This is a genomic window from Blastococcus sp. OS1-29 (genome assembly GCF_057628075.1).
In genome coordinates this window covers 198,680-216,299 of the sequence record NZ_JBXXJK010000003.1, presented here as the reverse complement: position 1 = coordinate 216,299, position 17,620 = coordinate 198,680, and the positions used below count along the sequence as shown (strand labels likewise).

The following is a 17,620-nucleotide window of genomic DNA, read 5'->3' as shown; positions in this document are numbered from 1 at the left end:
CTCGAACGCCCCTTCGGAGGGGCCTGCCCGGGCATCACCGCCAGCGAGCCGTCCTCGGACCCGGCGGCAGGTCTGGGCTGAACGGATCGCAGTGATGCCGGTCGCGGGCCCCTAAAGTCCTGCGCCGGTAGGCGGTTGCCGAGCGAGGCTCGCCCCTCCACCAGGGGTCCTCAGCTGCTCAGTCGCGCACCCCTGATCACACGATTGAGCGCACGAAATACGCCTCCGGCCGGTACAACTAGCTGCGCAGCTGGGCGGCCACTTCAGCTGCGGCTGCCATGACCTTCTGCCCGTAGCCGGCGCGGATTTCCGTGGGCATACGGCTGGCCGGTGCCGAGATGCTGATGGCCGCCACCGGCCGCCGACCCTCCGGCTGCACGCAGGCAGCGACGGAAACGACGCCTTCATTGACTTCCTCGTCGGCGACTGCAAAGCCGCGCTCGCGGATGGTCTTCAGCTCTGCCCGCAACCCTTCCGGGTCGGTGATCGTGTGGGACGTCACCGCGCTCAGCCCGCCCTCGAGGTAGGCGTCGACCTCGTTCTGCGGCAGCCGAGCCAGCACCGACTTGCCCGTGGAACCTGCGTGCAGCGGCGACCGAGTGCCGATCGGCTTGACCCAGCGCAGCGCGTGCTGGCTGTCCTGGCGCTCGATCAGCCGCATCGTGCCGTTGTCGGGGACAGCCAGGTGGATCGTCTCCTGAGTCTCCCCGTTCAGCTCGCTCAGAATCGGCAGCGCCACGTCCCGCAACTGGCCCAGATCGTCCACCTGATCGCTCAGCGTCCGAACCCGCTCCCCCAGCCCCCAACGGGCGAAATCCCCGCCGTCGGACCTGATCCACCCAAGCTCCGCCAGGACCACCAGGCTTCGCTGCACAGTGCTCTTGGGCATGCCCAACCGGCGGGCCAGCTCACTCAGCCCGATCGGCTGATTGTCAGCAACCGCTTCCAGTACCTGAAAGGCCGTCCGCACACTGCGCAACGAGCCACCCCCTCAACCATTGCCCCTGGCGGTCCGTAGGGCGGACCAGGACGATACCCTGCGGAGGAGAGCAGTCCGCAAGGCCTGGACCGGGAATGACCGGCGACTCACCGCCGAGGACGCCCGAGCGTCCCGGGTGGAAGAGCGGCCGGCACACCACCGCACCTCAGACCTGTGGAATGCGCCTTCTCCAGGACCTGTCTCGGCGCGGCCACCGGGGATCAGAGCTCTCGGTACCCCAAGACCGCCGGCCCCTGGATCTGGACACCGAAATCGTCTCCGCCTTGCCGTTGCCACACCGCCGGCAGAGCGCGGTTCGGTCAGCAGGGACACCCGGTTTCAGCCGCGCTCGGCTTCGGCCTTGTCCCCCATAAAGAGGGATTGAGTCGGCTGAGCACGCGGGTCGCGGCGTCGCCAGGCGCCTCTCTCGACGGCGCTGAAGAACTGCGCGAGGAAGCCGTTGTACGCATCCGGTTCCTCGAGGTTCATCCCGTGCCCGGTCTGCGGGTGCATCCAGAGACCCGCACGGGGAAGGGTCCGCTTCAGGAAGATGCCAATTTCGATCACGGGGTCGTCTTCGTCCCCGGTCGCGATGAGGACCGGGACGTCGAGCTCCCGCAGCTCCGCCTCGAAGTCGTACAGCGAAGGGCGCTGCGATTGGAAGTTCTTCAACGTCAGCGCGGACCCCAGTGACGAGTGCTCCGACATGTACTGACGGAACTCCTCCCACCCGCGCCGGTCCTTGTTCAGCAACTGGATGCGCGTGGCGCCCATGGCCAGGCCGTTCGCGCCGGCCGCCATGCCTTCGCTCAACATCCGGTCGGCGCCCGCGTGGGTCTCGCGGACGTATTCCTCGCGGTTGTCCCGCGGCGCACCGGATCCGCCGCTGGAGAAGACCAGGGACCGCACCCGGTCCGGGTGGGCGAGCGCGACATGCAGCCCTGTGTATGCCCCCATGCTGAGGCCCACGAGGTGAGCCTTCTCGATCCCCAGGAAGTCCATGACACGAAGGGCGTCGTCGCGCTGGCGCTCGTACGTGTAGGCATCCCCGTCCTCCGGCACGTCGGAGGGCGGGTAGCCACGGGCGTTGTAGGTGACGCATCGGTAGTCGCGGCTGAAGCGCCGGACCTGCCCCTCCCAGGTGCGGTAGTCCGCGGCGAACTCATGGAGGAAGAGAATGGGGTCTCCGGAGCCCGTGTCCTCGTAGTACAGCTTCGGTCCCGGGCTCTCGATGTGCGGCATGGTCCCTCCTCGGGGCGCGATGTTGTTCGACGCAGGCATTGGGCGCAGGCAGGGGTGGCGCCGTTGTCTCGCTACGCACGCACCTTTCGCGCAAGACCGGACTAAGGGACCGCCTCGCAAGCGGCGACCACGCCCCCGGCGGTTCCGACACGATGACGGTCTCAGTGACGACCGTACCTGACTCGGTCCTCTCCGAGGAACACCTATCCCGTTATGTGGAACAAGGTTTCGCCGTGAACCTACGGCCGCTCCGGCTGCGCCATCCCGCGCGACGGTCCTGACGACGAGGGTGCGGCTCAGCTGCGGAGCTGTCCGGCGATCTGGGCCGCGGCGGCCATCACCTTCTGCCCGTAGCCGGCGCGGATCTCCAGTGGCACGCGGCTGGCCGGTGCCGAGATGCTGATGGCCGCCACCGGTCGCCGTCCCTCCGGCTGCACACAGGCCGCGACGGAAACGATGCCCTCGTTCAACTCTTCATCGGCGATCGCATAGCCACGATCCCGGATCGCCTTCAACTCCGCGCGCAGACCCTCCGGATCGGTGATGGTGTGTGACGTCTCCGCGCTGAGCCCGCCCTCGAGGTAGGCGTCGACCTCGTTCTGCGGCAGCCGAGCCAGCACCGACTTGCCCGTGGAACCTGCGTGCAGCGGCGACCGAGTGCCGATCGGCTTGACCCAGCGCAGCGCGTGCTGGCTGTCCTGGCGCTCGATCAGCCGCATCGTGCCGTTGTCGGGGACAGCCAGGTGGATCGTCTCCTGAGTCTCCCCGTTCAGCTCGCTCAGAATCGGCAGCGCCACGTCCCGCAACTGGCCCAGATCGTCCACCTGATCGCTCAGCGTCCGAACCCGCTCCCCCAGCCCCCAACGGGCGAAATCCCCGCCGTCGGACCTGATCCACCCAAGCTCCGCCAGGACCACCAGGCTTCGCTGCACAGTGCTCTTGGGCATGCCCAACCGGCGGGCCAGCTCACTCAGCCCGATCGGCTGATTGTCAGCAACCGCTTCCAGTACCTGAAAGGCCGTCCGCACACTGCGCAACGAGCCACCCCCTCAACCGTTGACTTCTGGTCCGCACAGCAGACCGCTCCATCGTGCGCGGCCAGTCACCCGATCACAATGCCGGGCTCAGACGCTCTCCCCGCGAGGAGTGAGCCGAACCTGGCGCCGTGCTCGAGCAGCGCGGGTTCCTCTCGGGACCGCGGCCCACGCATCACATGGTCACCGCACCTGCCCCAACTCCTCACTGGTCCCGGCTCGTGCCGTCCGGCGGAGTGCGTGGAGCAGGTCGACGACGAGCGCACCCATCTCCTCGTCGATGAGATTTCCCTGTTAGTCGAACGCTCGTGCGCCCGGAACACGTGCACCTAAGACCCCGAGGCGGCCCAGGGCTACGAGTACGGCCGCTCCACTGATCACGGGACCGGTGTCGCAGAGTCGCGGGATGTTCTTTGACACCGGTTCGGTGCTTCCTCAGCGGTGCTCGGGCGAACCGGAAGAAGGACCCGGTGAAGGCGCTAAGACAGGATCGACGCGTGTCTCGCAGGGTAGGGGTCACGCCGTTGACAACGAAAGAAGGCTGCGGATAGCGTTCCGCTAGGCGATCCACGCGGTCCACTGTCCAGGTTGGATCGGGCGGGATCAGAGCGACGCTGGGACCGACCGGCGATCCAAAGGAGACAGAATCCATGTCCGTCATCGACACGCAGAACCAGAGGATTGACGCCCTCCTCGGTGCGGCGTGCTCACCGTTGCAGGCCACTATCGAGCACCCTTCCGACCTGGCCGAGCTGCGGTCGCGGTGGCAGGTCCTGACGGCGGTGCCGGTCCTAGCCGAGGATCGGTCGGCTGGCATCGATCAGTCCTGGGCCGGGCTGGATGTCCGGACGATGCTACGTGGCGAGCAGAGTTCGGGACGCTTCGCTGTGCACAGCGTCGTGCTCTCCCCGGGGGCCGAACTGCCCGCTCACTATCTCGACGGCACCCATAGCTATCTCCTGGTTACCGAAGGGAAGATCGACCTCAGGATTGGCTCGGCGCAGGCAACGGTCGGGCAGCACAGCCTGGGCTACGCACCACCCCGAACTCGGCAGAGCCTGCGCAACTCCTCCGACGCCCCGGCCACGGTGATGATGGTCCATTCACCGGCGGGGACCGATCGCGCGTTCCAGGCGGCCCACCAGCACGGAGTGGCGACCGGTGCGCGCGAGGTCGGAGCGTTCCACGAGGTACTGCGGCCCTACGGTATGCACTTCGACGACTTCCCACTGGACAACGATGCGCGGGTCAACGCAGAGGTGCTGCCGGTCGAGTTCGAGGTCCGTGCGATGGGTGACATGGACCGGTTGCGCGAAGCGTTCGCCAGCCGGCCGCCGACGCCACGCCTGGTCACCACCACAGCCGACGAATTCGACGCCGCCGCGGCCGGCGAAACCCGACGCAAGGAGCTGCTCAACGGGGACGTGAGCGGCGGGACGGCGATGATCAACATGTTGTCCGGGATGCCGGGGATGGTCGCTCCCCCGCACCACCAGCCGACGGAGGAGGAACTCTTCTTCGTCACCGGCAACGCGCTCACACTGACGTGTGCCACCGAGACCCGGTCGGTCGGGCCAGGCGCGTTCGCCTTCTGCCCGCGCGACTGCACGCATGGTTTCGTGAATGACTCGCAGATCGAAGCTCGGTTCGTGACGCTGAACTCGCCGGCCGGCCACGAGCGGGGTCTGGCGGCGGTCCGCCGCCTGCAAGCGGCGAACGCGCCGTGGAAGAACGTCATCGAGATGGCCGCCGCCGGCGGCCAGGTGGTCCACGACGCCGACACCCTCGGCTGACATGTGAGGCTGACTGATCGGTTCATCGGTCATGGGCTGACAGCGATGTGCTCCCCCGCCAGATTCGGCAGCAACGCCGCCGAGACGAGTCAAGCTGGCGAACGCGGGTGAAGGTGAAGCTACGTAGGACGTGCCAGCGTCGAAGGGCGCCCCGACGCCGCGCCTGCCGGTCGCTGCCCCGGTTGAGTCGATGGCGGTCGGTCTTGCCGGAGGAGGCTGGCCCCGGGGCAACTCCGCGGAGATGAGCGTAGGCAGACTCGCTGCGCATCCGTTCTGGCTGCGCCCACCGCGACCAGAAGTGCGGAGCAGGTCAGCGGGCCCAGTCCCTTGAGGCGAGCAGCTGCGGCGCGGCTTGCCTAACCAGACGGGTCACGTGCGCGTCGAGGTCGCGAAGCTCCTCGGTCAGTTGCTGATGGCGGCGCGCCAGGCTCCGAAGTGCGTGCTTGGCAACGGGAGGTGCGTGTCGGGTGTGGCGCCGCTGCGCCACCGGCTGGCGCTCCGGATCAGCTCCGTCAGAGCCGTGCGCGGCTCCTCGCCCAGCTTTGTCTGTGCGGTGACCAGCCCGGGTGCGCTTAGGCGTGATCCCAGTTCGACGCAGGCATCGCGCCAGGCGCCGGAGGGGCGCGCCCAGCCATTGTCCGGGAGAGACCCGCTCGACGAACACGCCGCGGGCGGCGACCAGGCCGCCGCCTGGAACGGCACCAGGATCGCGGCCGAGGCTCATCGTGGTGAACCTCGGCATGGGCCACCCGGCTATGGTCGTCGAGCCCGGTGTGCACAACGCTGCCCAACTGGAGGGGATAGCGCCGGCTGCGGTTTGCCGGCGTGGCTGCCTGGTTCCGGTTGCCCTGCTGGCGGGAGAGGCAGCGATGCCCGCCGCCGTCAGCGATGTCACCCAGCTTCGTCACATCGACGCGCATCTGCGGACCCTGCCGGTGGTGCTCGGAACTGCGGAGTGGCTCCCCGGTGGCCCGGTCGATGTGGAACAGACGGTGGATCCGGCAGCGACGCAGCATCGCCTACTCGGGTGGAGGCCGGCATGCCGTGGGGCCGGCGATCTCAATCTGCCCCAGCCGCTGCTTCCGGCACGGGTGGACGATCTTGCACACCGCCGACCTAGGCGTGCGACGGGGACAGCGGTGCGGCCGTGAGCTGCGCTGGATCATCCCCGCCTGGCCTCGCCTGGGCGGTACCGCAGCGCTCACCGCTTGACGGTTGTCTTGGGCGAACGTCTCTGATCAGTCAGCAAGGCGCGCGTGCGACCGACGCGAAGCGAAAGCATGCCTGGTGCGTGTTGACCGCCACAGCAACAACCGATAGCGTCCCTCTATACAAACCGACTGTCCCGCTATACGGACCATTAACCGGACGATCTCAAGCACCTAATAGGTGCGACATCCGCAGACGCCCCAAGGAGTCGCCATGCCCCACGGCTCGACGCGGCCGCCCCGGTCGGCTGCCCCTCTCTCGCCGACAGGTGTCGGCGAGCAGACGCGTCCCGCTCTGGAGGTCGACGACCTGCACGTCTGGTACGGGGAGGCGATCCACGCCGTCCGGGGTGTCTCGCTGCGGGTGATGCCCGGCTCCCTCGTCGCGCTACTGGGCGCCAACGGTGCCGGTAAGACGACACTGCTGCGGGCGATCACGAGCCTGCTGCCCTTTCATGGCGGCACCCTGCGCTCCGGTTGGGTGCGAGTGGACGGCGAGACGATCTCGGGCCTCCGTGCCACAGCGATCGTGAAGCGGGGCGTGAGCCAGGTGATGGAGGGCCGTCGGGTGTTCGCCGACCTGTCCGTCGCCGAGAACCTGCGCGCGGGTGGCTTCACACGCCGCAGCAAGGCCGATGCCGCGGCGTCCTACGCGCAGGTGATGGAGATGTTCCCGGCCCTGGCCGAGCGCGCGCAGACGGCGGCCGGATACCTCTCCGGAGGCGAGCAGCAGATGGTCGCGATCGGTCGGGCGCTGATGCAGTCACCGCGCGTCCTGCTGCTCGACGAGCCGTCCCTGGGGCTGGCCCCGATCATCGTGCGCCAGGTCTTCGACATGATCAAAGAACTGAACAGGCGGGGTACGAGCATTCTGCTCATCGAGCAGAACGTAGGCCTCGCGCTGGAGGCGGCCGACTACGCCTACGTCTTGGAGCGAGGATCCTTGGTGAGCCAGGGGCCAGCGCAGGATCTGCTGCGCGATGACTCCGTGCGGGCGGCGTACCTGGGTGCCACCGGCGATCCGGCCCCGGGCGTGGCCGACCTCGGGGGGTCGATCCGCTGATGGCCAAGGATCTGCTGGTCGCGGACTCGTTGACCCTGCGCTTTGGCGGGGTGGCCGCCCTATCGGACGTGTCCTTCGACATCCGGGAAGGCGAGATCTTCGGGATCATCGGTCCCAACGGCGCGGGCAAGAGCTCGTTGATCAACGTCCTGACCGGTGCCTACCGAGCCACGAGCGGCACCGTCCACCTGGATGGCGAAAGGCTCACTGGGCAACGGCCCGCGGCGATCGCCCGTCGCGGGGTGGTGCGCACCTTCCAGAACCTCGGGCTCTTCGACCGGATGACGGTGCTGGAGAACGTGATGGTCGGCCGCCACGTCCGGACGCGCGGAGGCATCGTCGCCGGCGCCCTGCGGCTGCCCAGCACCCGTCGCGACGAGGCCGCCGCACAGGCGCACTGCGACGAACTCCTCGGACTGCTCGAACTGGGCAATGTACGGGACACCGCCGTCGGCCAATTGCCCTACGGCACGAAGAAGCGCGTGGAGTTCGCCAAGGCATTGGCGGCCGAACCGCGGTGCATCCTGCTCGACGAGCCGGTGGCCGGGATGAACTCAGAGGAGTCGAACCGGCTGGCTGCGATCATCGGCCGGGCACGCTCGGAGTTCGGGGCCACGGTCGTCCTCATCGAACACAACATCGAACTCGTCATGGGCCTCACCGACCGGATCATGGTCCTCGACTTCGGCAAGCGGATCGCGCTCGGCACCCCCGACGAGGTGCGACAGACCCCCGAGGTCATCGCCGCCTACATCGGCGACCAGCTGGAGCACCGGGCGAGCCACCCCCCCACCGACCAGAGCCAGCTCGAAGTGCAGGGAGACGCACGATGAGCGATTTCATCCAGCTGACGGTGTCCGGCATCTCGCTGGGATGTCAGTACGCCCTGGTGTGCCTCGGGTTCATGGTGATCATGAAGTCCAGCGGCGTGCTCAGTCTCTTCCAGGGCGGGGTGGTCCTGATCGGCGGTTACGTCGCCTACACCGCCATCAACGACTGGGGCCTGCCGTTCGCCCTCGCTGTCTTCATCGCGGTCGCCCTGTGCGCCGCGATCAACCTGGTCGTGGAGAACCAGGTGATGCAGCGCATGAAGGAGAGCTCGCACCTCGTCGTCATCTTCCTCACCTTCGGCCTGCTGCTGGGAGCGCAGCCGGTGATCGAGTCGATCTGGGGCAGCGACACCCTGAACCTCGGCGATCCGTGGGGGCTGGACCGAATCGTGATCGGCGGCATCAGCATCACCACCCGGGACCTGTGGACCATCGGGCTGAGCCTGGTCGTGCTGGCCGGGGTCTTCCTGTTGTTCAACCGCACCAAGATCGGACTCGCCATGCGGGCCGCGGCCTCCGACCCCGAGGCGGCGACCGCTCAGGGGATCAGTCCTCGTCTGGCGCAGGGGGTCTCCTGGGCCCTCGGTGGCGCCCTGGCCGGATTGGCCGGAATCCTCCTGGCCACAGCCGTCGGCGGAGGCGTCCGGCCGCTGATCGCCGACGTGGCCTTCGCCGCCCTACCGGCGCTCTTCCTGGGCGGCATCGGCTCACCGGTCGGCGCAGTGGTGGGCGGCATGCTCATCGGGCTCACCCAGCAGTGGGCGGCTGCCTACGCACCCGAGAGCTTCGGGCAGGGCTTCAGCGCCGCCTTCCCATACATGATCCTGATCCTGGTGCTGCTGCTACGCCCCCAGGGTCTCTTCGGCGAGAAAACCGTGAGTAGGGCCTGAGATGAACTCCACCACCCCCGCCGCGCCCACCGCATCCGCAGACACCGACGACGCGCCCGACTCCCCACCCTCGTCGACGGGCGAGGTCACGGCCCCCCGGGCGGCGCGGTCGGGTCGCCGACGCGTGCTGGCGCTGGGCATCGCAGTCCTCCTGACGGTGGTTGCGATCACGCTGCCGCTGAGCGTGGGCGACCGGTTCTGGCTGTCGATCCTCACCACCGCCGGCGTGTTCACCCTCGGCGGGGTCGCGCTGAACTTGCTGACGGGCTACCTCGGTGAGCCATCTCTCGGGCACGCGTTCTTCATGGGCATCGGCGCCTACGTCGGGATCTGGGTGGGCATGTCGCTCGGCGCACCGCTGCTGGTATGGGTGCCGGCAGTCCTGCTCGCCGGGGCACTCATCGGCGCCGTCGTCGGGCCACTGGCCCTCCGGCTGAGCGGCGGAAACCTGATCATGGTGACGTTCGCCCTGGTCTTCCTCGGCCAGTGGATCTTCCCCAACTGGCGATCCATCACGGGTGGACCGTCAGGAAAGGCGGTGAACCTGCCGCTGTCCGTCGGCCCGATCGACTTCAACGAGCTGACCATCGGGGGGACCAGCTACACCGCCACCCAGGGCGTCGCCGTGCTGGTCTGGATATTCTGCGTGCTCGCGATCATCCTCGTCCGCAACATCGCCCGGTCCCGGACCGGACGCGCGATGCGGGCCATCCACGACAACGAGCTGGCCGCCAGCGCGGCGGGAGTCAGCCTGTTCCGCGCCAAGATGGGCGCCTTCATCGTCTCCAGCTCGCTGGCCGCATTGTGCGGGGCACTCTATGCCCAGCAGCTGCGATTCCTGGAGCCGACCAACTTCGGACTCCTACTCTCGATCCAGTTCGTCGTCCTGCTCGTCATCGGTGGCTCCGGAACCACTGCCGGCCCGGTCATCGGCGCCTTCTTCGTCGCCGCCGTCCCCCTCGTCCTGCAGAACCTCGAGGCACTCCCCTTCATCCTGGCGCCGAACGAGGCCGGTTTCGGGTTCACGGGCGGCGAGCTCAGCAACTTCCTGTACGCGTTGCTGTTCGTGTTGTTCCTGCTGTTCGAACCCGGAGGTATCGCCCGCATCGTCGCCCGCCTGGGCCGAAGCGTCCGCCGGGCCACCCAGGGGCGCTCCGGCGCCCGGAATGGAGAATGATGAAGATCAATCGTCTCGCGGTCGGCCTCGCCGTCGCCGCGCTGGCGCTCGCCGGGTGCGCGGGCACCTCGGCGAACGACAGTGGAGGCACCGCCTCGTCCGGGAAGCTCAGCGCCGTTCCCGGATTCGATCCCAAGGAGGGAGTCATCCGCGTCGGCAACCTCCTACCGCTTTCGGGGCCATTGGCCGCCGCGGGACAAGACACCCTGCTGGGCACCCAGCTCTACATCGACCGGATCAACGCAGCGGGCGGGATCGCCGGCAAGTACCAGGTCAAACTGGTGAGCGCCGACACCAAGTACGACCCGCAGACCGCCCTGTCCGCCTACAACGGCCTGGCCGACAACGTCGTCATGCTCGGCAGCGTGCTCGGCACCGCCATCACCGGCGCTCTGCTGCCGCAGGCGAAGGCGGACGACATGCTGATGACCCAGGTCTCGGACACCTCGGCGTACCTGCGAGAGCCGCACGTACTCCTGCCACGGCCAACCTATGAGGCCTACGTCGTCAATGGCTTGGCGTACCTCGCCGAGCACGGCGGACAGGACAAGACCGTGTGCGGGCTACTACAGGACGACCCCTATGGGGAGAACATCAAGGTCGCCGCCGCCTACGCCGCCGACAAGCTGCGACTGAAGTACACCAAAGAGGTGCGATTCGCGACCACCACAACCGACTTCACCCCGCAGATCTCCCAGCTCAAGTCGGCCGGGTGCGAGATCGTCATCTGGGGCGGCACGAGCGGTACCACGACCCCGGCGATGACGTCCGCCGTCCAGCTGGATTTCACCCCTCAGTGGCTGTCCTTGAACAACGGCTTCGGCCAGTTCCTGCTTTCCTCCCCGATCGCCGACTACCTCGTCAAGAACTGGACGATCAGCTCCAGCGGCGTTCAGTGGGGCGACAAGTCGGTGCCCGGCATGACGCAGTTGCTCGAGGACTTCGGAAAGTACGCTCCGGCTGGTACAAAGCCGAATCCTAACGCGTTCATTCCGGGGTACGAATACGGCATCGCCATCGAGACGCTGCTGACCGAGGCGGTCAAGCAAGGCGACCTCAGCCACGCATCCATCGTCAAGATCTCGCAGTCGGGGCTCAAGTTGGACTTCAAGGGCCTGGCGCCGACGGTCACACTGGAGCCGGCGGCGAAGCGCACTCCGGCGTCGCCGGTGACGATCTACGCCGTGGACCCCACGGCCATCGGCGGACTGCATGTCGAGGCAGCCCAGTACGACTCCAAGGCCGCGAAGAACTACCCCTTCCCCTGAGCACACGGTTCGAGCTGGCGCCGGAATACCCCTAGTGGGGACCGCGGCGCCAGCTCGAATCGAATCCACCGCCTGAACTGTGTCCCTTGTTCGCGGTCACTGAACCGGAGGTCGTGCATGACTGCGACTCAGATTTTCGAGACTGCCGCGTACACGCGACGGGGAACGGTCGAGCTGACCCTTGACGTCTTCCGGCCCACGGTGAGCAGTCGGCGCTGTGCGGTTCTCGTCCTCCACGGTGGAGGCTGGCGTTACGGCGCCAAGGATGACGTGCACGAACGGACCGCCGCGCTGGCCGAGGCCGGCTTCACCGGACTTGCCGTGCAGTACCGCCTCCTCGACGTTGCCCCGTGGCCGGCCGCGCTGGCCGACGCTGCCGCCGCACTCGCCTGGGCACGGGTCAACGCCGCGCACCTAGATGTCGACCCGGACCATGTCGTCGTCCAGGGCCATTCGGCTGGGGCGCATCTCGGCTTGCTGACCGGGGCACTCGATCTCGCGGACCGTCCAGCTGCGATCGTCGCCTACGCGCCGCCGATCGGCTTCCACCCGGTCGCGCCGTCCCCGACCAACCCGGCAGGCGCCCCGCCCAGGCAGCTCGACGACCTCGGCCGTATCCCCAGCTGGGAGCTCTTCCCGCCAGACGCGACTCAGGGGGACCTCGACGCCGGCAGCCCGATCGGCCTGGTCGACGCAGCCTTTCCGCCAACCATCCTGTTCCACGGAACGACGGACACAGTGATCTACCCGCGATCAAGCATCGCCCTCCACCAGCGCCTCCTCGAGCACGGTATTCCCAGCGACTTGCACATCTACGCCGACCGCGGTCACGGGTTCGACAGGGCGCCCTCGATGACGGCGGCCACCGTGCTAGCCACGACATCCTTCCTCGAACGCACCGTCACCCACAGGGAACAGAGCGACGCCGAAGCACGGCGTTTCCCTCCCCCGGTCTGACGGACTGCCGGATCCACCGGAGCCCGCCGTGGCCGCGCGGGGCCGGCCAGCAGGCCGAGCATCGCACGATCTCGTCCGAGTGCGTTCGGCGGCGTGGAGACATCTTCGGAAAGGACTCACTGAAGTCAATTTCTATCAAAAACCCGAGGTAGCAAACCATCGAGATTGTCTGCCCACGGGAAGGCTTATGACACGACTTTGGAGGCGATCATGCTTAATGTAATTGTCGTTGGGGCCGGAATGGCCGGGCTAGCCGCGGCGATCGGACTGCGGGACCAGGGCCACAAAGTAACGGTCCTGGAGAAGGCGGGCGCCACCGGCGAGGTCGGTTCGGGGCTCCATGTGCAGCCCAACGCAGTGCGGGTGCTCATCGAGATGGGTTTGCGCCGAGAGATGGAGGCTGTGACAAGCAGCCCGATCAAGCGTCTGGCCCGTCGCTGGCAGGACGGCTCAGTGATCTTCGAGACGGAGCTGGGAAGCTGGGTCGAGGCCCGCTACGGCGCGCCCTTCTGGGCCGCGCATCGGGCCGACGTGCACCGGGTGCTCTTGGGGGCCGCCATCAGCCCCGAGAGGTCTGGACCTCCTGTCACGCTCCACTTGGGCACGACCGTACGCTCGGTGGACGAGGGGGACGGGGGCCCTGCAGTGGTGAGGGACCTCTCGGGCGGACAGTGGCCTGCCGACCTGATCGTCGGAGCCGATGGGATTCACTCCCCGGTGCGCGCTGCCATCGGCCTGCCGGAAAACCCCCGCTTCACCGGGGAGTGGTCAGTGGTGCACCTGATCCGCGCTAGCGACGTCCCCTCCTCCGAGGCGATGGAATGGACCTCGCGACCCGTCACAACGGTGTGGCTCGGGCCGAAGTCGCACGTCGTGGCCTACCCGGTGAGGGGCGGCAAGTTCCTCGCGCTGGGAGCCGCCTTGCCCGGCGAGCACACCGAGGAGACCAGGTCGGCCCTGGCGGAGCCCTCCTTCTGGCTGAACTCGTACGCCGGCTGGGATCCGCACCTGCTCGACCTGATGCGGGCCGCGCGGGAGGCGGCCTTCATCTGGCCGATCTTCGACCTTCCGCCTCTTCCGCGGTGGTCTCGAGGCCGCGTCTGCCTGATCGGGGATGCGGCCCACGCGATGCTTCCGTACCAAGGGCAGGGCCTGGCTCAGGGGATCGAGGACGCGTCCGCGCTGTCGTCGACCATGGCTGGGGTCGAATCGGACGGGGTTACGGCAGCGCTCCAAAAGTTCGTGGAGTCGCGCCGGCCCCGAGCGACTGCGGTGCAATGGGCCTCAGCGAACAATGTGACCGCGAACCACCTCGAGGATGGCCCTGAACAGCAGGAACGGGACCGGCGCATCGCCGCAAACGGCGGGAACACGTCGGTAGCGTACGACTGGCTCTGGGGCGGAAGTCCGACATCATCGCCACCGGCTATGCATGGTTAGCGGCGACCGACGTGTGGTCTCGTTCATAGCGCACCCTGTCGCGATCGCAGTGGAAAGTGAGCATGGAAAGAGGCCCTACGTGGCGTCGGACTCCTCGGCGTCGTGACCAGGCCGAACGGCAGTCACCAATGCAAGCGCTTGCGCAGTAGCTGGCTGTCGGCATGGCGACAGTAGGGACGTAGTGAGCGAGTCGGGCGAACCCCCGGGACACGGATCGTTGCCGGCGCCATGACGTCGCCCCCGAGACCTCAGCGCGCGAAGTCCCCGCCGTCGTACCGGAACCATCTCAGCTCCGCCAGCGTGGCTGCACGGTCGTCTTGGGCCGTTCCAGGCGTCGGGCGACCTCACTCAGCCCGACGCCTGGTTGTCCGCCACCGCCTCCAGCACGTGAACGACCGTCCGCACACTGCGCAGCGAGCCCAAATCCTCCAACTAGCGCCCCGCGCGATCGGTGAAACGGACCGGGAAGATACGCCCGAAGCCGCCGCGAGCCCCAATTCGCCTGGCGTGCTGCGATCCTGCCGGCCCGATCTGCGCGCACGCGTGTCACGGGGAGAGCAGCACACGCCCCATCACTCCGCCGCTCTCCAGCAGCGCCTGTGCCCTACCGGCCTCGGCCAGCGGTACCCGTCCGTGGATGACCGGCCGGATGTCCCCGTCGGCGAGCATCCGGAGGAGCTCCTCCGTTGCGGGCCGCCGGGCCTCGCGGTCGTCGTTGAACATGTGCATGTTGAACGCGCGCATCGCGGGGCTGTTGCGGAAGTGCTTCCGCATGGCCGGCACAACGTCGGGGGGCCACCCGTCGAGGCCTCCGAAGAGCACGACCAGGCCGAGCGGCGCGAGCAGATCGAAGTTCCGGGAGAAGCCCACACCTGCGACGGGATCGAGGACGAGGTCGACCCCTCGGCCTCCGGTAACTTCGCGCACCGGCCCTTCGAGCTCCTGGGATCGCTCGTTGACGGCGATAGTCGCACCCTGGGCCAGCGCGAAGTCGGCCTTCTCATCCGATCGGACGACGGCGATCACCTGCTTCCCGGCTGCCCGCGCCAGTTGGACGACCGCCGTACCGATTCCCCCCGCCGCCGCCCTGACCAGGACCGATTCGTAGCGGAATCCGCGGGTGGCGCTGTGGAGAAGGTGGTAGGCCACCTGGTAGCCCGCCAGCGTCGCTGCGGCCTCGAGACCGACACCCTCCGGCAACACGTACGGGACGCACTCGTCCACAGCGATGTACTCGGCGTAGCACCCGGCTCGTTGCGGCAGTTCGCGGGCGGACACGTACACCCGTTGCCCCTCGCCGAGCGTTCGCACGCCCGGACCGATCGCGGCGACCGTGCCGCTCATCTCGATCCCGGGCACTGTCGGCAGCGTCGGCATGTGCGGGTACTCGCCACGGCGCACGAGCACCTCAGGCATGTTCACGCCGATGGAATGAGCCTTCACCAGAACCTGTCCCGGCCCCGGGACCGGCGTCGGAACATCGCGGTACTCCAGCGCCTCCGGCCCGCCGGGCTTGGACAGCCAGATCGCCTTCACGGCAGCTTCCCCAAGCGCATCGCTGCACCCGAGCCGGACCGCTGTGGTCGGGTGACGGATGCTGCGGCTCGCTCGCGGGTCCACAGACCTCCCGGCGGGCAGCCCGCTTCCTCGTAGTAGAGCTTCGCTCCACGGCTGTCGACATAGGACACGGTCGCCTCCTCGAGGGCAGGATGTCGTCGCTGGGCGCTGCGCCTCCGTGTTCGCCGAGGACGGCGACCAGCCGGTTCGACCTTACCCGCGCCGGTCTGCATAAAGGAACACCTGTCCCGCTGTGGGGACCACCGACTGGCAACCTTCCGGCCCACGACAAGGGCGTCTCACCCCAGAACGGCCACCCCGGCTGGGAACGCCGTCGCGCCGGACGGCACGGTCAAAGCCGCGCATGTACGCGACCACCTGGGCCGCGGCGGCCGTCACTTTGTGCCCGTACCCGCCCGGATGTCAGCCGGCATGCGGCTGTCCGGCGTCGAGATGCTGATGGGCGCGATCGGCCGCCAGCCCTGAGGCTGCACGCACGCCGCGACCGAGACGACGCCCTTATTGAGTCCTCGTCGGCGATGGCATGACCCCGCGACGGATCGTCATCAACTCGGCGCGCAGATCCTCCGGATCAGTGAAGGTTTGCGGGGGCACCGCGCTCAGCCCGGCGTCCAGGTAGCTCTCGATCATGCTCTCCGGTACCGGGCCAGCACCGACTTTCCGGCGACCCCGCATGCAACGGCGACCGCGTCCAGATCGGCTTGACCAAGCGCAACGCGTGCGGCCTGTCCCGGCGCTCGATCAGCCACATCGGGCTGTTTCCGGCACGTCCAGGTCGACCGCCTCCTGCGTGTCCCCGTTGATCTCGATGAGCACCGGCAGCGGCACGTCACGCCACGGAGCAAGATCGTCCACCTGGTCGCTCAGCGTCCGAACGCGCTCCCCGAGACCCCAGCGCGCGAAGTCCCCGCCATCGGACCGGATCCATCCCAATTCCGCCAGCGTGACCAGGCTGCGCTGCACGGTGCTCTTGGGCAGTTCCAGGCGTCGGGCGACCTCGCTCAGCCTGATCGGCTGGTTGTCCGCCACCGCTTGCAAGACATGAAAGGCCGTCCGCACACTGCGCACCGAACCACCCCTCTTGTCTCAGGCGGTCCGCTGTGCGACCCACCGCACCATCTTTCGAAATCCGTCAACCCATTCGCAAACCCTTTGCCCACGCCGGCCCACCCGGGCGGGGTGGGCCCGACGACGCATCCTGCCGTCTCCGGCGCTCAGCCGCCGGCGGGCAGGACCTTCCCGGCGACGGACTCAGCGGTTCGCCGGAGCGCGCGCAGCAGTTCGACCACCATCGTCGCCGTCTCCTCATCTGTGAAGTTGCCGTGCTCGTCGAACCGCTCGTGCGCCCGGAAACATGCACCTGCGGCCTCGTCACGGGGATCGATTCGGTCCACAACCACACCTGGCGCAGCGCGAGCTGTGCCCGCAGGGTGCCGAAGTTTCCCCAAGACGCTCCAATAGCTCCGACAGGCTTACGGGACAAGCAATGGTCAAGGGGTGGACGCGCCGCCCAGTCGATGGCGTTCTTCAGCCCGCGGGGGATCGAGTAGTTGTACTCCGGAGTGACGATAAGCACGGCGTCGGCCTCGGTGATCCGGCGGCGTAGGTCGGCGACCGGCTGCGGCGGATCATCCATATCGAGATCCTGGTTATACATCGGCCGCTCGCCGATGCCGGAAAACGGCTCGATGATGTCCCCGCAGGCGCGAGATCGATGGCCGCACGCAGCAGGTTCGTGTTGCTGGATCGGGCCCGGAGGCTGCCGGAGATACCCACGACTGTGAAGTCGCTGTCACCCCCGCCGAACGCTATGTCGATCCTTCAGACCAGTCCATCTCTGCGTCCAACAGAGCGGACCGAGAGGACCGTCCGTCGATCCGCACGGATTGAGTTAGCACACCCTTTCGTTACGTTAACAGCGGTTAACACCAGGACGACAGATGCGAACGCCGCAGCGCACGCCGACCTGGCCACCAACCTTGCCGGCCAGCTGCAGCGCCTGGCCCTCGACGGTGGTGAGCGGGCCCGGCAGCGACACTGATCCGGGTCGTGGACCGAGCGGATCTTATAGCGGGCCTCCGCAACCAGTAAATGAGATTACCAACACACTCCACGGGGCCCTTTGCGGGCTGTTAGCGTGCCGCGTCATGATCAATAGACA

The 17,620-nt window shown here is 67.8% G+C and carries 14 protein-coding genes and 2 pseudogenes; 8 read left to right on the top strand and 8 right to left on the bottom strand.

All coding sequences use genetic code 11. The annotated features are described in order from the left end of the window. Positions 1 to 238: 238 nt before the first annotated feature. The 3 genes from AC2H4J_RS09175 to AC2H4J_RS09165 form a co-directional block, all read right to left on the bottom strand. Positions 239 to 970, bottom strand: coding sequence for an IclR family transcriptional regulator (locus AC2H4J_RS09175; protein WP_487464892.1), 732 nt, complete (start codon positions 968 to 970; stop codon positions 239 to 241). 348 nt (positions 971 to 1,318) lie between these two features. After that, complete coding sequence (locus tag AC2H4J_RS09170) at positions 1,319 to 2,221, bottom strand: alpha/beta fold hydrolase (protein WP_487464553.1); 903 nt, start codon at positions 2,219 to 2,221, stop codon at positions 1,319 to 1,321. A 296-nt stretch (positions 2,222 to 2,517) separates the two neighbouring features. Then, positions 2,518 to 3,249, bottom strand: a complete 732-nt coding sequence (locus AC2H4J_RS09165) for an IclR family transcriptional regulator (RefSeq protein ID WP_487464891.1) — start codon at positions 3,247 to 3,249, stop codon at positions 2,518 to 2,520. A gap of 656 nt (positions 3,250 to 3,905) precedes the next feature. On the opposite strand from AC2H4J_RS09165, the gene AC2H4J_RS09160 reads away from it, so the two are divergent. Next, positions 3,906 to 5,048, top strand: a complete 1,143-nt coding sequence (locus AC2H4J_RS09160) for a cupin domain-containing protein (protein WP_487464552.1) — start codon at positions 3,906 to 3,908, stop codon at positions 5,046 to 5,048. 22 nt (positions 5,049 to 5,070) lie between these two features. Here AC2H4J_RS09160 and AC2H4J_RS09155 read toward each other — a convergent pair. Continuing rightward, positions 5,071 to 5,334, bottom strand: a pseudogene (locus tag AC2H4J_RS09155) (transposase); the annotation flags it as partial. Between the two features lie 1,136 nt (positions 5,335 to 6,470). Between AC2H4J_RS09155 and AC2H4J_RS09150 the strand changes: the two are divergent. The 7 genes from AC2H4J_RS09150 to AC2H4J_RS09120 all read left to right on the top strand — a co-directional run bounded on the left by AC2H4J_RS09150 (position 6,471) and on the right by AC2H4J_RS09120 (position 13,881). Continuing rightward, positions 6,471 to 7,319, top strand: a complete 849-nt coding sequence (locus AC2H4J_RS09150; RefSeq protein WP_487464551.1) for an ABC transporter ATP-binding protein — start codon at positions 6,471 to 6,473, stop codon at positions 7,317 to 7,319. Continuing rightward, complete coding sequence (locus AC2H4J_RS09145; RefSeq protein ID WP_487464550.1) at positions 7,319 to 8,152, top strand: ABC transporter ATP-binding protein; 834 nt, start codon at positions 7,319 to 7,321, stop codon at positions 8,150 to 8,152. Before AC2H4J_RS09150 ends, AC2H4J_RS09145 begins: the two co-directional genes overlap by 1 nt. Beyond that, positions 8,149 to 9,039, top strand: a complete 891-nt coding sequence (locus tag AC2H4J_RS09140) for a branched-chain amino acid ABC transporter permease (RefSeq protein WP_487464549.1) — start codon at positions 8,149 to 8,151, stop codon at positions 9,037 to 9,039. The genes AC2H4J_RS09145 and AC2H4J_RS09140 overlap by 4 nt, the downstream gene beginning before the upstream one ends. A gap of 1 nt (position 9,040) precedes the next feature. Then, on the top strand, positions 9,041 to 10,216 hold the full coding sequence (locus AC2H4J_RS09135; protein WP_487464548.1) for a branched-chain amino acid ABC transporter permease: 1,176 nt from the start codon (positions 9,041 to 9,043) through the stop codon (positions 10,214 to 10,216). Next, on the top strand, positions 10,216 to 11,484 hold the full coding sequence (locus AC2H4J_RS09130) for an ABC transporter substrate-binding protein (protein WP_487464547.1): 1,269 nt from the start codon (positions 10,216 to 10,218) through the stop codon (positions 11,482 to 11,484). The genes AC2H4J_RS09135 and AC2H4J_RS09130 overlap by 1 nt, the downstream gene beginning before the upstream one ends. A gap of 117 nt (positions 11,485 to 11,601) precedes the next feature. Next, positions 11,602 to 12,441, top strand: coding sequence for an alpha/beta hydrolase (locus tag AC2H4J_RS09125; protein WP_487464546.1), 840 nt, complete (start codon positions 11,602 to 11,604; stop codon positions 12,439 to 12,441). Positions 12,442 to 12,639: 198 nt separating this feature from the next. Continuing rightward, on the top strand, positions 12,640 to 13,881 hold the full coding sequence (locus AC2H4J_RS09120; protein ID WP_487464545.1) for an FAD-dependent monooxygenase: 1,242 nt from the start codon (positions 12,640 to 12,642) through the stop codon (positions 13,879 to 13,881). A gap of 546 nt (positions 13,882 to 14,427) precedes the next feature. On the opposite strand, the gene AC2H4J_RS09115 is transcribed toward AC2H4J_RS09120, so the two are convergent. The 4 genes and pseudogenes from AC2H4J_RS09115 to AC2H4J_RS09100 form a co-directional block, all read right to left on the bottom strand. Continuing rightward, the gene (locus AC2H4J_RS09115) at positions 14,428 to 15,417 is read right to left on the bottom strand and encodes a quinone oxidoreductase family protein (RefSeq protein WP_487464544.1); all 990 of its coding nucleotides are present in this window, start codon (positions 15,415 to 15,417) and stop codon (positions 14,428 to 14,430) included. Positions 15,418 to 16,200: 783 nt separating this feature from the next. Then, complete coding sequence (locus AC2H4J_RS09110; protein ID WP_487464543.1) at positions 16,201 to 16,527, bottom strand: helix-turn-helix domain-containing protein; 327 nt, start codon at positions 16,525 to 16,527, stop codon at positions 16,201 to 16,203. Positions 16,528 to 16,673: 146 nt separating this feature from the next. After that, positions 16,674 to 16,853, bottom strand: coding sequence for a hypothetical protein (locus AC2H4J_RS09105; protein ID WP_487464899.1), 180 nt, complete (start codon positions 16,851 to 16,853; stop codon positions 16,674 to 16,676). A 14-nt stretch (positions 16,854 to 16,867) separates the two neighbouring features. Beyond that, positions 16,868 to 17,095 (bottom strand): annotated as a pseudogene (locus AC2H4J_RS09100) (NADPH-dependent FMN reductase); the annotation flags it as partial. Between the last annotated feature and the right edge of the window lie 525 nt (positions 17,096 to 17,620).

What these genes read in the sequence shown, in the direction of transcription:
- AC2H4J_RS09145 (WP_487464550.1), top strand. Translation starts at nt 7,319, where the DNA reads ATGGCCAAGGATCTGCTGGTCGCGGACTCGTTGACCCTGCGCTTTGGC.
- AC2H4J_RS09170 (WP_487464553.1), bottom strand. Translation starts at nt 2,221, where the DNA reads ATGCCGCACATCGAGAGCCCGGGACCGAAGCTGTACTACGAGGACACG.
- AC2H4J_RS09160 (WP_487464552.1), top strand. Translation starts at nt 3,906, where the DNA reads ATGTCCGTCATCGACACGCAGAACCAGAGGATTGACGCCCTCCTCGGT.
- AC2H4J_RS09135 (WP_487464548.1), top strand. Translation starts at nt 9,041, where the DNA reads ATGAACTCCACCACCCCCGCCGCGCCCACCGCATCCGCAGACACCGAC.
- AC2H4J_RS09150 (WP_487464551.1), top strand. Translation starts at nt 6,471, where the DNA reads ATGCCCCACGGCTCGACGCGGCCGCCCCGGTCGGCTGCCCCTCTCTCG.
- AC2H4J_RS09140 (WP_487464549.1), top strand. Translation starts at nt 8,149, where the DNA reads ATGAGCGATTTCATCCAGCTGACGGTGTCCGGCATCTCGCTGGGATGT.
- AC2H4J_RS09125 (WP_487464546.1), top strand. Translation starts at nt 11,602, where the DNA reads ATGACTGCGACTCAGATTTTCGAGACTGCCGCGTACACGCGACGGGGA.
- AC2H4J_RS09130 (WP_487464547.1), top strand. Translation starts at nt 10,216, where the DNA reads ATGAAGATCAATCGTCTCGCGGTCGGCCTCGCCGTCGCCGCGCTGGCG.